Genomic DNA, 14,833 nt, shown 5'->3' with positions numbered 1-14,833 from the left:
AAATCCCCCTATTAACGCTCTGTTTGTTTCGCTTCTTCCCATAAAACATCTAACTGTTCTAATGATAAATCTTTCATCTCTTTATTCATTTCAGCTACTTTTGCCTCCATGTATAAAAAACGACCAGTAAATTTCTCATTAGTTGAACGTAACGCCTCTTCTGGATCTATTTTGTAATGACGAGCTATATTAACAAATGCAAATAGTAAATCACCAAACTCACCCAGCATCTTTTCCTCATCCATATTTGTAACCTCTTGTTGGAACTCTTGCCATTCTTCCAAAGCTTTCTCTATCATCGGTTGCACATCAACCCAATCAAATCCAACCTTACCAGCTTTCTTCTGAATTTCATAGGCGCGTAGTAACTGCGGCAAACTTTTTGGAACGCCATTTAAAACAGATTCTTTCACGAATCCTTTTTCTTGTTTTTTAATTTCTTCCCAATTTGCAATCACTTCATCAGCGCTGTTTACATCCGTATTTCCAAACACATGCGGATGGCGACGAACCATTTTCTCAGATAGAGTTCGAATGATATCATCTATAGAGAACCAACCTTCATCTTCTCCGATTTGAGCATGAAGCATAACTTGTAATAATATATCACCTAATTCTTCTACTAAGTGATCATCATCCTCTTCATCGATTGCTTCCAACACTTCATAAGCTTCCTCAATTAAATATTTCTTTAATGATTGATGTGTTTGCTTTTTATCCCACGGACAACCATTTGGACCACGAAGTTCCGCAATAATTTCTCTAAGAACATCAAACTGTTGATACAAGGACGCACGCTCCTGAACTGGCGGCACGTACACACTCGTTAAATTATTCAATTCCGTTTCATGATCTAACATGTACAACGGTACCTTCTTTACTTGTTCAAATGAAGTTCCTGCAGCTGTTACGATATACACTTCATAATCATCTGGTAACATCTCCATTAATGTTAATTTCACATCAGATGCAACGAATGCATCATATACTTGGCAAAAGATTAAGTGTTGACGCAGTTCTAATTGCCCTCTTTCAAATGATGTAGCATCAAGTAATTGGAATCCTTCAATCGGATCAATCTTTAGACTTGCAAACATAGGATCAAGGAAACTTTGTCCACCCTCAATTCGCACTTCAACATTTGAAACTTCTCCTTTTTCTAACAGTAGCTGAACTGTTCTTTCTGCTACAAGTGGATGCCCGGGAACAGCATAGATAATTTCTGTACCTTCAGCTTGTTCTAGCAATTTATTCGCAATTGTTTCATATACAATTTCAAACGTATCATGCGCTTCATATACAGCATCAAAAGACGTATATTGTACGCCTTCTTTCTCCAATTCTTCTATAACTGGATGTTCCTTCGTTCTAACAAACAGATGGTCTGCTTCTTTTATTTTTCGATATACACCCATCGTTAGCTGATCTAATTCACCAGCTCCTAAACCTAAAATAGTAATGATTCCACTCACAACCAGTCACCTCTATCCACTCTTCTTCAATGAACCTTCTTTTTTCTCTTGTTTCATAACGGTTCCTAATTCTTTTTTTGTAAATACACGTAATTTCAAAATAAAAAACATATATGTCAATCCGCCGATGGCTACACCTAACAACGCTTCAAGCGTCGCGCTTCCTCTATGTTCCGTATTAATTACTAATCCAGACATCTGTAACACACGTGTGAACATCATTAATACAAACCCCATACAGATACCACTAATTACTATCCCTAACATATTTCGCTTATTGATAAGTGACCCTGATACAGCTCTCGTAAGCAACAAACTATTTAATCCAGAGATTATAATTAACGCACATAAAGTCGCAAAAGCTGCACCTTTCACACCAAAATAAGGCATGAATATATAATTTAACGCTAACTTTAAGCAACCTCCAAATACAACAAATAACGCTGGCTTAAACGTTTGCCCTAATCCTTGTAAAATAGAAGCTGTCGTAATTGACAATGAACTAAATAAAATAGATAACGATAAAATAGATAAAACATCTGATCCATCACTGTTTTCAAACAACATAATATTGGTAGGTTGAATAATACAAGTTAGTCCAATAGCTGCTGCAAGTCCAATAACAAATGTTATTTTCATTGCTAACTTTACCTTTTCTTGAATAAAGGAAAGATCTCCTCTTTCCTTCGCCGCTGTAATAATCGGAATAAGTGACAACGAGAAAGAAGTCGTCACAACAGTACCTAATTGCATTAGCGGAATACTTCTATCATAAACACCCTTTAATACCTTTGCATTTTCAACCTGTTCTCCCGCACCAATAAGTAAGCTGTAAAAGGACACTGAATCAGCCATCTGTATAAAAATAAGCACTAAATTACTAACACAAATCGCTAACCCCTGCCAAAAAAGGATTTTAACTATCTTCCTTTTACCCTTAATTCTCGCTGCACTTTTGAAGAATATAGAACGAAAATCTTGACGCATATACAATATAAGTACAATAATCCCAATAAGTCCACCCGCAATTGAGCCTAACATAGCCCCTGCACCAACTGTATATAAATCAAATCCGTGAGCAATTAGGAATAGCGATAAAAATACAATAATAGAAACTCGAATTGTTTGTTCTATTACTTGCGAAACAGCCGTTGGCATCATATTATTGAATCCTTGAAAATACCCTCTTGCTACAGACAAAAATGGCATCAATAAGAATGAAAATGAAATAACACGTAGTAACTTATCTAAGTGTATATCGCCCATAGCTACCGCAATTGTTTCGGCCCCAAAAAACAGTGTAAAGAAGCCTATAAAACCAATCCCTAATAAGAACCAAAAAGATACACAAATAATTTCTTCTGCTTCTTTTTGTTTTCCCCGCTCTAGTCGTTCTGCAACCATTTTCGAAATGATAACAGGAAATCCATAAGTAGCTAAAATTAAACAAAATCCATAAAACGGGTAAATTTGTTGGTAAATATAAAACCCAATATCCCCCGCTATATTTTGATATGGAATACGGTAAAAAGCGCTTAATACTTTTGTAACGAAACTTGCAATCGTTAATATAATAGCCCCACGCCAAAAGGCTTGATACTTCTTCGCTTCCATACAAGAAAACTCCTTTTTCTATTCTCACCTCTCGTATTATATCATAAAGAAAAGAACAAACTCCCTTACCAACACGGGTAATAATGAGTTCCTAAATGTTAAAAATATTCAACGAAAAAAGGTAGCAAAGTGCTACCTTCATTCAATATACATATATCTCCAAATAATTGATTTCTCAAAAAGAAAGATCATAATTAGGAAAGATTGCTACTTCTAAAATCAATATACCCTTACTGTTCCATTTGTTTCGCTAAGAAACTGGCAGCAGTATTAACCGCTTTATGCTCGATCTCGCTTATAATGGCTTCTTTTGAAAAAATAATGACGGCTCCAATCGGATCTCCGTTTGCAACAATCGGTCCAACTGTATAAGAATGAACCTTTTCTGTTACACCATCAATAATGGAAATATCACTTTCATCCGTCATAATAACAGACTTTCGTTCTTCCATCGTTTTTTCAATTAGATCGCCAACACTTTTATTTAAGTATTCTTTTTTCGATACGCCTGATACTGCGATGATAGAATCTCGATCACACACAAGCACATTATGTCCTAAGCTGTCATATAAAGCATCAGCATATTCTTTTGCAAAATCACCTAGCTCACTAATTGGAGAATATTTCTTTAAAATTACCTCTCCATCGCGATCAACAAATATTTCTAGTGGGTCTCCTTCTCGAATACGTAAAGTTCTACGAATTTCCTTCGGGATTACTACCCTGCCTAAATCATCAATTCGACGTACGATTCCAGTTGCTTTCATTCTAATGCTGCCTCACTTTCTACTGATGATCAAAGTGGTGAATTTACCTGTTCATGTAAAAATCACCAACTGTTAGACATAGTATTTTACACATTAGTTCTTCTATGCACGTCGAATTGTATTTTTTTATCTTATTTTAGGCATTTATTACTTCTTTTTTTACATCTGGTAAGCCTTTTAATAAATTTTCAGCAATTGTTAACCACTTCGATGTCTCTAAGCCATTTGTTTTCATAACAATTTTCAATTGTGATCCTTCCATTCCTAAACCGATCATACGTCCAAAACTATTTCCGAGCATGAATAATTTTCCACCATCAATATTTTGACTTGCTTGTTCAGAAAACAGGAATGTTACTTCAAATTTATTCTGCTTAATTAATTCAATTTGTTCTTTCATTGCCAACACTTTAATATTTGCAATTTGTAATAAATAACCAACTTCTTGTGGATAATCGCCAAATCTATCGATCATTTCTTCCTGCAATTCTTCAATATCCTCAATTGCAGAAACACCTCTAAATTGTTTATACATCATAATTTTTTGCTTACTATCTGAAATATAAGCATCTGGTAAATATGCATCTACCTCTAAGTCAATTTCAACATTAACTATATTTTCAGCCCCATCTGTTCCTCTACGCTGTTCAATTGCATCTTTTAACATTTGCGAATATAGATCAAATCCGACAGAATCAATAAATCCATGCTGTTCTGCCCCTAACAAATTACCTGCTCCACGAATAGATAAATCTCTCATCGCAATTTTGAAACCAGATCCAAGTTCCGTGAACTCTTTAATTGCTTGTAGACGCTTCTCTGCAACCTCTGACAGCACTTTGTCACGTTTATATGCAAAGTATGCATACGCAACACGATTAGAACGTCCAACACGCCCACGAAGCTGATACAACTGTGATAATCCCATACGATCTGCATCAAATACAATTAACGTATTTACATTCGGAATATCTACACCCGTCTCAATAATTGTTGTACTTACAAGAACATCATGCTGTCCTTCTAAAAATGATAGCATAACAGACTCTAATTCGCTTTCGTTCATTTTCCCATGTGCGTACGTTACGCGGGCATCTGGAACTAACATCGAAATTTCATCTGCTTTTCTTTCAATATCCTCTACACGGTTATATAGGAAGTAAACTTGACCACCTCTTGCAAGCTCTCGCTCTATTGCCTCTCGCATTAACGCTGGATTATACTCGACTACATACGTTTGGACTGGGAAACGATTTTCTGGTGGTGTCTCAATAACAGATAAGTCGCGCACACCAAGCATAGACATATGAAGCGTCCGCGGAATCGGAGTTGCCGTTAATGTTAATACGTCAACATTTGCCTTCAATTGTTTAATTTTTTCTTTATGTGTTACACCAAATCTTTGTTCTTCATCAATAATAAGAAGCCCTAAATCTTTATACGTAACATCTTTAGATAAAATACGATGTGTTCCGATTACGATATCTACTGTTCCATCCTTTAAGCCCTTAATTGTTTCATTTTGTTGTTTTCTCGTACGGAATCTACTTAATAAGCCTATATTGATCGGATAATCTTGAAAACGCTCTCGAATTGTTTCATAGTGTTGCTGCGCAAGAATCGTTGTCGGTACTAAAATTGCAACTTGTTTTTCATCCATAATTGCTTTAAATGCCGCACGAATAGCCACTTCAGTCTTTCCATACCCTACGTCACCACAAAGGAGCCTATCCATCGGGCGTCCGCGTTCCATATCTTTTTTAATCTCGTCAATAGAACGTAACTGATCCTCTGTCTCTTGATATGGGAAAGAGGATTCGAACTCTTGTTGTTCTGCCGTATCTGGCGTATATGCATAGCCTTTTGAAGCTTCGCGCTCAGCATATAGTTTAATTAGGTCATCCGCAATGTCTTGTACAGATTTTTCAACTTTCGTTTTAACCTTTTTCCAATCATTACCGCCTAATTTATAAACTTTCGGATCCTTACCTTCAGATCCTACATATTTTTGGACTTGATCAATTTGTTCAATTGGAACGTATAGCTTATCATTACCTTGATATTTAATATTTAAATAATCTTTGTGAACACCATTAATCTCTAATGTCTCAATACCTAAAAATTTACCTATACCATGATTTACGTGAACTACATAATCTCCAACTTTTAATTCCGAATAACTTTTAATACGTTCAGCATTCGATAACTTTTGTTTACGTTGTGATTTTTTAACTTTCTTATGAAAAAGCTCCTTTTCAGTAATGACAACAAGCTTTTGCATCGGCATTTCAAATCCTGCATGTAAATCACCTACAGCAATTTGTAACCTTCCAGGCAATAAGATATCTGTACCTTCTACAATATCTGCCTCAATATCATAATCACTTAAAATATGTTGTAATTTTTTCACACGTTCATCATCTGTTCCAAGTACAACAGTCGTAAAATGCCCTTCATTCCATCTATCAATTTCTGTTTTTAACAAATTCATCTGTCCATGGAAATCTTGCATTGTTTTACATGTTACATTAACAATATTTTGCGGATGTGTGTGTGCGATATGACGCAAGAATAACGTTAAATATACAAAACTTCTTTTTTTATGATGAAGAAACCCCTCGAATGGGTGAGAGAAAGATAAATCTTGAATAATTGTTCCTTCACCAAGAAGTGATATATACCATTCCGCCTCTTCTGTTTCAAGATGCGATGCTGTTTCTTGAATACGGGAAATCTCGTCTAAAATTACAACACCGTCTTCTGGTAAATAATCTATCAGACTAGCAGGTTCTTTATAGAAAATAGATAAGTATTTAAACATCTGTTCTATACTTTGCCCGTTTTTCAACATCTCAATTTCATGACTTACCGTCTCAAGCACTGTAGTCTTTAGTTTATCATCAGAAAGTTTTTGCATCGTCTTAGTTAAACCTTCTTCAAGATGCTGAATTCCTGATTTTAATTCTTCCTGTGAAAATAAAAACTCTGTTGCCGGACCAAACCTAACGCTTTCTTTTTTACCTTGAGAACGCTGTTCATCCACATCAAATAATCGAATAGAATCGACTTCTGTATCAAAGAATTCAATACGAAATGGTAGTTCTTCAGTTAAAGGATAAATATCTAATATTCCCCCACGCAAACTGAACTCCCCTGGAGCTTCTACCATCGACTTACGTTCATAGCCAATATGATGTAAAGTATGCAAGAGCGCATCTAAATCAATCTCTTGCCCTAGATTGATTTCAACTTGCTTTTGCTTCCACAATTCTTTTATTGGTAAAAATCTACGCAATCCTGCCACTGGCGCTACAATGATTCCATTCTCTCCCGCAGCCAAGCGATTTAACACTTCTATACGTTGCGCCTTCAATTCTGGACTTGCAACCCCAATTTCCGATGCTATCAGTTCATTCACTGGATATAGCCACACATCTTTTTCACCAAGTAATGCCACTAAATCTTCATGTACTTTTTGTGCTTGGTATAAGTTATGTGTCACGATTAATTGTGATTTTTTTGTTTTTTTATATAAAGCCGCCATTAATAACGAACGAGAAGACGTTGCCATCCCTGATATAAGTTGTTCTTTTAACCCATCTTCTAATCCATTAATAACCGATTGTATCTCTTCATTTTTATAAAATTGCTCTAATAAACCTATCATTTTTAAAACTCCTCTCAACATAAAGAGCAAGTCATTCTATTTTATGCAAATATTTTGGAAAAGGAAAACAGAAAAATGCTTTGGACATGCCAAAGCGACAACATTTTATTGCAGAAATTTTTCATACTCATAATACTCAGGATAAGATGCGAGCGTTTCTTGACACGATTCACAAATCGTTTTTATATATATATTTCCATTCTCATGAAAATGAATCATTTCTACTACTTCTTGCTCTGTTAGTTGAAATAAAACGTCGCTATATACTTTTTCTGCGTTAATGGAGCCTACATTACCTCCGCAGTGTCTGCAATAATAATACCCTTCCATACTAGCCTCCTAAAAATTCAATTACTACTAGTATGGGTAAAACAAAAGAGAAATATTCCCAATCTCATTTTTAACTATTGAAAGTATTCATGATTTGGAGAAAAGGCTTATTTAGCCACTCTTCACATGCATCCGCTGCTTTTTCAATAGAATGGTTAACATCCGGAATCTCTTCAGATGTAAAGCGTCCTAATACATAATCGACTACCTTCATTCCATTTTTCGGGCGATCGATTCCCATACGGATACGTTGAAATTCTTGTGTTCCTAGGTGCGAAATCGTTGACTTTACACCATTATGTCCACCAGCACTACCTTTCATGCGAAGACGCAATTTACCTACAGGAATGTCCAAATCGTCGTACATAACAACGAAGTCCTCAACATCAATTTTATAATAATCCATGAGTGGACGAATACTTTCCCCAGATAAGTTCATGTATGTTAGCGGCTTTAATAAGATTACCTTTTCTCCATTAACAAACCCTGCACCAAATACACCTTTAAATTTTTGTTCATTCAAAGAAATGTTCCAACGCTTCGCAAGTTCATCAATGGCCATAAATCCAATATTATGCCTTGTTAATTCATATTCTCTACCTGGGTTCCCAAGTCCTACTATCAATTTCATTCTTGTACCACTACTTTCTTTTTTCGATACGAAAAGACGTAACCAATTTTGGTTACGTCTCATTCTATCCAATTAATTGAATAATACACTCACAGATTCTTCTTCGTATACACGAATGATTGCTTCTCCGATTAATGGAGCAACTGAAAGTTCATGTACTTTGTCGATTTTCTTCTCTTCTGGTAATACGATAGAGTTCGTTACAACTAACTCTTTAATATTTGAATTTTGAATACGCTCAATTGCTGGACCAGATAATACTGGGTGTGTACAGCAAGCATATACTTCAGAAGCACCGTTCTCAACAAGAGCGTTTGCTGCTAATGTAATTGTACCAGCTGTATCAATGATGTCATCAATTAAAATCGCTGTTTTACCTTCAATATTACCGATAATGTTCATTACCTCTGATACGTTCGGGCGAGGACGACGCTTATCAATAATAGCGATTGGCGCTTTTAGACGATCTGCCATTTTTCTTGCACGAGTTACACCACCATGGTCAGGAGACACGATTACGATATCTTTAAGACCTTTTGTTTCAAAGTAATCTGAAAGAATCGGTACACCCATTAAGTGGTCGATTGGGATATCAAAGAACCCTTGAATTTGTGGAGCATGTAAATCTAGAGTGATTACACGAGTTGCACCTGCTGTTTCAAGCAAGTTTGCTACAAGTTTCGATGTAATTGGTTCACGAGAACGCGCTTTACGGTCTTGACGCGCATAACCATAGTAAGGAATAACAATATTAATTGTTTTCGCAGATGCACGTTTTAATGCATCAATCATAATAAGTAATTCCATGATATGTTCGTTTACTGGGAAGCTTGTAGATTGAATAATGAATACATCGCAACCACGGATACTTTCTTCAATGTTAATTTGAACTTCTCCATCACTAAAACGATCAACAGAACATTTTCCTAGCCCTACTCCAATATGCTTTGCAATCTGCTCAGCAAGTTCCTTATTAGAGTTTAAAGAGAATACTTTCAAATTAGAATTTAGATATTGAGTCGACATCTAGATTAACCCTCCACATTATGATTTTTTCTTATTCAGCAATTGATCAACATAGTCTTCTTTGTTAACTTGACGTGCACGTGCTACCGATAATGCTTTTGATGGAACATTCTCTGTAATTGTAGAGCCTGCTGCCACATAAGCACCATCTTCAACTGTTACTGGAGCAACAAGGTTTGAATTACATCCAATAAATACCCCATTACCAATCACAGTTTTGAATTTATTCTTACCGTCATAGTTCACCGTAATTGAACCACAACCAAGATTCACGTCTTCTCCAACTTGTGCATCCCCGATATAACTCAAGTGTGAAGCTTTACTTCTATTACCAAAGACAGTTTTTTTGATTTCCACGAAGTTTCCAACGCGTACTTCGTCTCCAATAACTGAATCTGGGCGAATATGTGCAAATGGACCAACCGATACTTCTGTACCAAGCTTACTATCATGTACAGTAGATTGTCGAATTGTCGTACGATCTCCAATTTCACTATCGCGAATTACTGTATGCGGTCCAATTTCACAATCAGAGCCAATTACAGTGTTCCCCTCAATAATTGTTCCTGGATGAAGAACTGTATCACTACCGATAACTGCATCAGCAGAAATATAAGTGTTACTTGGATCAATAATTGTAACACCGTTTACCATGTTCTTTCGGTTGATACGGTTTTTCATAATAATTTCCGCTTGCGATAGAGCGACTCTGTCGTTAACACCTAACGTTTCGTCGAACTGCTCTGTTTGATAAGCTGATACGATATGACCTTCATTTTTTAAAATCTCAATAACATCTGGAAGGTAATATTCACCTTGCACGTTATCATTTGAAACTTTAGAAAGTGAAGCAAATAAAGCCTTATTATCAAAACAATACGTACCTGTATTGATTTCTTTAATAGCTAATTCTTTCTCATTTGCATCTTTATGCTCAACAATCTTTTCAACATGACCATTCTCATTACGAACAATACGGCCATATCCAGCAGGCTCTTCTATGTATGCTGTTAGCACCGTCGCCATTGCTCCTGCTTCTTTATGTTGCTGAAGTAATGCTTCCATTGTTTCAGCAGTTATTAGAGGCGTATCACCACAAATAACTAAAGTTGTTCCTTCTTCATTTGCAAGTACACTTGCAGCTTGATCTACAGCATGTGCTGTACCAAGTTGTTCTGCTTGTAATGCAAATTCACTTACGTTCCCTAGCTGTTCTTGTACCATTTCAGCACCATGTCCAACAACCGTTACAAGTTTCTGCAATCCTAATTGAGATACTTGATCGACTACGTGTTGTACCATAGGTTTTCCACATACAGGATGCAGCACTTTGTATAGCTTAGACTTCATACGTGTGCCTTTACCTGCAGCTAGAATCACTGCAAATCTGTTTGACATATAGACCCTCCATCGCAACCTATTTATCCATTAAAGATATTATCCTAAATCATCATATATTTCAAGAAACACATTTTAACTATTAAATTTTACCATAATTCTTATAAGATGTTTTACTCTTTAGTATCTTTTTTAAGAAATAAGCTATACTATTTAAAATGATTTTGAAAAAATTAGTAGTTTCTTCTTTTTATGTTAATAAATTATGCAGTTTCCAAATATAAAGCAAAAAAAAACAAACCCCTGTAAATGCTTACAGGAGTTTGCTACAAAATTATAAGGCTTTTTGTCAAAAGCCCTTTTCATTCGAATTTTACGAAGCACCCGCTTCTTCAAACTCAACCTCTTCTAACTCGCCTAAACGATGATACTCTGTTAAAACCGCATCTTGAATTTTAGAGCGTGTACCAGAATTAATTGGATGTGCAATGTCACGGAACTCTCCATCTGGAGTACGTTTACTTGGCATTGCTACAAATAATCCATTATTACCATCAATTACACGAATATCATGAACAACAAATTCATGGTCTAGAGTAATAGAGGCAATTGCTCTCATGCGGCCTTCTGTGTTTACGCGGCGTAATCTTACGTCAGTCACTTCCATCTTGTGTTCACCACCCTTTTCTAAATAAGCGATATATTTGTATAAATTCCACAAATTTTCTATTTTCCCTTTAATTTTTTAAAAATTTTTAAGATAAAAATTTTTAAAGTAGTTGAATATAGAGATTAGTGGAGGTTATCGCTTACAAAAGGTTACTTAACTAGGGCGATTACTTCAATTTCAACGGAAACATCTTTCGGTAATTTTGCTACTTGCACACAAGATCGAGCTGGTTTATGAGTAGAGAAATAAGAGCTATACACTTCATTCACAGCATTAAAATCATCCATGTCCTTTAAAAATACTGTTGTTTTTACGACTGTATCAAATGAAGCACCTGCTTCCTCTAATACCGCTTGTAAATTTTGAAATACTTGTTCTGTTTGTACTGTTACATCTCCTGTTACAAGCTCCCCATTTGCCGTCAATGGAATTTGTCCTGAGCTATAGAACATGTTATTTACAATAATCCCCTGTGAATAAGGTCCAATTGCTTGTGGTGCCTTGCTTGTTTGAACAACTTTCATACTTTTCACCCTTTTATTATTTATTTTACTCTTTAAAAATAGTGTACGAAAGGCAGTTTGTCCATCTATTTTATAATCTATAAATAAAATAAAAAAAGATAGAGCTATCTGCTCTATCTTTTATTCCGCCTCTACAAGCCCTTCATCAAATGGCGCAAGAGAATAATTCCCTTTTTCCACTTGAATCGTTTTTTCTTTCACATCAACTTCCGATAGACGAATTAATGATACAAAATTATTAATTAGTCGTTCTTCAATATCTGTGGATTCTACTAATACACCAATACCAACAACATTAGCCTTGAACTCTTCTAACATACTCATCATACCTTGAATTGTTCCGCCAGCTTTCATGAAGTCATCAATAATTAAAACATTCGACCCTTCTGGAAGACTGCGTTTTGCTAACGTCATTGTTTGAATTCGTTTAGAAGAACCCGACACATAGTTAATACTAACAGTCGGACCTTCTGTTACCTTATTATCTTTCCTTGCAATTACAACTGGTACATCTAAGTAATTTGCCACTGCATAAGCAAGTGGAATCCCCTTCGTTGCCACCGTCATAACTGCATCAATTGGTTGCCTAGCAAAAACAGAAGCAAACAAACGACCTGCGCCATTAATATGGCGAGGATTACTCAATAAATCTGTCATGTATAAGTAACCGCCAGGCAAAATACGATCTGGGTTTTCAAATAAGCCACAAAGCTCATCAATAATTAGATCTGCCTCTTCTTCACTTATATACGGTATATATTTCACTCCTCCTGCTGCTCCTGGTATCGTTTGCAATGTGCCGACCCCTTGTTGTTCAAACGTTTGCTTAATAATAACTAAATCTTCACTAATGGAAGACTTAGCCGATTGATACCTTTCAGCAAAAAAAGTGAGAGATACTAGCTGACGAGGGTTTTGTAGCAAGTAATAAGTCATATCGACTAATCTTGTACTTCTTCTAATTTTCATACTCTCACCTCAAATCACGAATATTCTAAACAAATCATAACGTATTATACGTCTTTATTCAAGCGTTTCTCGCTCTCCTAATAAACGTACCGCATAGACTTGTTCACAAAATCCTTTTAATCCGTTATAAATGCGATGCATTCGTGAATCATGGTGTACAAGTCCAAATACAGTTGGACCACTTCCACTCATTAATACAGCATCCGCTCCAAATCGCTTCATCTGTGATTTAATACGGGCAACTTCAGGATGCATTCCAAATGTTACATCTTCTAAAACGTTACCAACAGTATCACAAATTCCTTTATAATCACCAGAATTTATGACATCAACCATTTTATCTACATTCGGATGTGTAACTCGATTTAACTTTAAATTTCCATACACATCAGCAGTAGATACACCTATATGTGGTTTCGCTAAAATAACCCAACAAGAAGGCGGAGTCTTTATATGCTCAATTTTCTCTCCTCTTCCAGTGGCAATTGCTGTGCCTCCGTATACACAGAACGATACATCTGATCCAATTTCTGCGCCAAGCTCTGCTAACTCATCAATTGTAAGCCCTAAATTCCATAATTTATTAAGACCACGTAATGTCGCTGCTGCATCACTACTTCCACCTGCTAATCCAGCTGCTACTGGAATCGTTTTTTCAATAGTAATAGATACACCTTTTTTTACATTAAACTTCTCTTTTAATAATTTCGCTGCCTGATAAGCTAAATTTCGTTGGTCGTCTGGGACATACCGATTATGGGATAAAATTTCAATACGGTCTTCTGCTAATTCCGTTAGTTCTAGACGATCTGCTAAATCAATGGTTGTCATAATCATTTTCACTTCATGATATCCGTCTTGTCTTTTTCCCAGTACATCTAACGACAGATTAATCTTTGCTGGTGCTTTCACTAGTAGCTTCAATCTATTCACCCACTCTATGTACTCAATCTTTTATCGTTTATTTTACCATAAATTTATAGTAAGACGATGACACTTCCCTAATTATAACGAAAAGCATTCAGAATGAAACTACTTATGTAAAATGATGGCACCTTTTAGAGTACAAAAAGCCGAGGAATGTCTCCTCGGCTACCGTAGCATAGAAAGTATCTTACAACTACTGGTTTCGTTTCATTAATTGCTGTTCTGCAATTTCTATAGCACGTTTCACCATGTTACCAGCATCTTTCGCACGAATTCCGCCCCATCCTTCTTTCTGAACAACATCATAAAAGCCAAGCTCTTTTGCTAGCTCTTCTTTAAATTGGTTTGACATGACACCTCTTCGTCTACTCAATGCAGAGTCCCTCCTTATTTTGCTACGGTATAGTTAGTATGCAAAATAATATAGCTTTTCATTTATGGGAATATATGTAATGATATACAAATTATAAAATGACCTCATTATGAGGGTCTCCATAAAATGTTAACTCTACTGTCTCTGTTAAAACATCTGCATAACTATAAGATACACGTTGCAACGCATCTTCTTGTTGATCTAATTGTACAACAAAAACGGAACGGTATGTTTCTGCTAGTACACCTGATTGCTCCACAGTTTTTCTTCTTCCACTATTTGCTTTTAACATAAGTCGCTGTCCAAGATGGTGATCTAATTCGCTTTTAATTTCATCTAAACGTTTTGACATATACTTCGCTACACCTCGCTGTAATTTAGATTGAACACTTAAAGCACGATATATCTATCCTAATTATTAACCGCGATTCACAGCTAATATCATCCTGCGTTTGAATAGATAGAAGAAATACTATATTGTAAAAGTATCATTACGTAGTCTGCACGTTCTTACCTCTTTTTATC

The 14,833-nt window shown here is 35.8% G+C and carries 14 protein-coding genes; all 14 read right to left on the bottom strand.

The features are described 5' to 3' along the window. Positions 1 to 11 precede the first annotated feature (11 nt). The 14 genes from mazG to veg all read right to left on the bottom strand — a co-directional run bounded on the left by mazG (position 12) and on the right by veg (position 14,660). Positions 12 to 1,472, bottom strand: a complete 1,461-nt coding sequence (gene mazG, locus ACTFN4_RS29405; protein WP_000014239.1) for a nucleoside triphosphate pyrophosphohydrolase — start codon at positions 1,470 to 1,472, stop codon at positions 12 to 14. A gap of 12 nt (positions 1,473 to 1,484) precedes the next feature. Beyond that, positions 1,485 to 3,086 (bottom strand): putative polysaccharide biosynthesis protein, encoded by a 1,602-nt coding sequence (locus tag ACTFN4_RS29400; protein ID WP_000387591.1) that lies wholly within the window; start codon positions 3,084 to 3,086, stop codon positions 1,485 to 1,487. A gap of 230 nt (positions 3,087 to 3,316) precedes the next feature. Beyond that, entirely contained in the window at positions 3,317 to 3,853 is a 537-nt protein-coding gene (spoVT, locus tag ACTFN4_RS29395) for a stage V sporulation protein T (protein ID WP_000648302.1), read from the bottom strand. A gap of 136 nt (positions 3,854 to 3,989) precedes the next feature. After that, positions 3,990 to 7,520 carry a transcription-repair coupling factor gene (gene mfd, locus ACTFN4_RS29390; protein WP_000579688.1) on the bottom strand — a complete coding sequence of 1,177 codons (3,531 nt, stop codon included), beginning with the start codon at positions 7,518 to 7,520 and terminating at the stop codon, positions 3,990 to 3,992. A 105-nt stretch (positions 7,521 to 7,625) separates the two neighbouring features. Next, positions 7,626 to 7,850 carry an anti-sigma-F factor Fin family protein gene (locus tag ACTFN4_RS29385; RefSeq protein ID WP_000399438.1) on the bottom strand — a complete coding sequence of 75 codons (225 nt, stop codon included), beginning with the start codon at positions 7,848 to 7,850 and terminating at the stop codon, positions 7,626 to 7,628. Between the two features lie 70 nt (positions 7,851 to 7,920). Further along, on the bottom strand, positions 7,921 to 8,481 hold the full coding sequence (gene pth / locus ACTFN4_RS29380; protein WP_000767702.1) for an aminoacyl-tRNA hydrolase: 561 nt from the start codon (positions 8,479 to 8,481) through the stop codon (positions 7,921 to 7,923). A 72-nt stretch (positions 8,482 to 8,553) separates the two neighbouring features. Continuing rightward, the gene (locus tag ACTFN4_RS29375; protein ID WP_000107420.1) at positions 8,554 to 9,507 is read right to left on the bottom strand and encodes a ribose-phosphate diphosphokinase; all 954 of its coding nucleotides are present in this window, start codon (positions 9,505 to 9,507) and stop codon (positions 8,554 to 8,556) included. Between the two features lie 18 nt (positions 9,508 to 9,525). Further along, positions 9,526 to 10,905, bottom strand: a complete 1,380-nt coding sequence (gene glmU, locus ACTFN4_RS29370; protein WP_000071041.1) for a bifunctional UDP-N-acetylglucosamine diphosphorylase/glucosamine-1-phosphate N-acetyltransferase GlmU — start codon at positions 10,903 to 10,905, stop codon at positions 9,526 to 9,528. Positions 10,906 to 11,218: 313 nt separating this feature from the next. Then, positions 11,219 to 11,512 carry a septation regulator SpoVG gene (gene spoVG / locus ACTFN4_RS29365; protein WP_000454041.1) on the bottom strand — a complete coding sequence of 98 codons (294 nt, stop codon included), beginning with the start codon at positions 11,510 to 11,512 and terminating at the stop codon, positions 11,219 to 11,221. Between the two features lie 152 nt (positions 11,513 to 11,664). Then, positions 11,665 to 12,039, bottom strand: a complete 375-nt coding sequence (locus tag ACTFN4_RS29360; protein WP_000869815.1) for a RidA family protein — start codon at positions 12,037 to 12,039, stop codon at positions 11,665 to 11,667. Positions 12,040 to 12,159: 120 nt separating this feature from the next. Then, positions 12,160 to 13,008 (bottom strand): pur operon repressor, encoded by an 849-nt coding sequence (gene purR, locus ACTFN4_RS29355; RefSeq protein ID WP_000702466.1) that lies wholly within the window; start codon positions 13,006 to 13,008, stop codon positions 12,160 to 12,162. A gap of 54 nt (positions 13,009 to 13,062) precedes the next feature. Further along, complete coding sequence (gene ispE / locus ACTFN4_RS29350) at positions 13,063 to 13,932, bottom strand: 4-(cytidine 5'-diphospho)-2-C-methyl-D-erythritol kinase (RefSeq protein ID WP_000772104.1); 870 nt, start codon at positions 13,930 to 13,932, stop codon at positions 13,063 to 13,065. A 196-nt stretch (positions 13,933 to 14,128) separates the two neighbouring features. Beyond that, positions 14,129 to 14,308: an acid-soluble spore protein SspF gene (gene sspF / locus ACTFN4_RS29345; protein WP_002094215.1), complete on the bottom strand. Its 180-nt coding sequence runs from the start codon at positions 14,306 to 14,308 to the stop codon at positions 14,129 to 14,131. 91 nt (positions 14,309 to 14,399) lie between these two features. Then, positions 14,400 to 14,660, bottom strand: coding sequence for a biofilm formation stimulator Veg (veg, locus tag ACTFN4_RS29340; RefSeq protein ID WP_000044347.1), 261 nt, complete (start codon positions 14,658 to 14,660; stop codon positions 14,400 to 14,402). Between the last annotated feature and the right edge of the window lie 173 nt (positions 14,661 to 14,833).

Source organism: Bacillus cereus group sp. MYBK95-2, from assembly GCF_051915225.1.
GTDB classification, from domain to species: Bacteria; Bacillota; Bacilli; order Bacillales; family Bacillaceae_G; genus Bacillus_A; species Bacillus_A cereus.
Note: the sequence above shows the minus strand (reverse complement) of the source record. Positions and strands in the feature narration are given on the sequence as shown.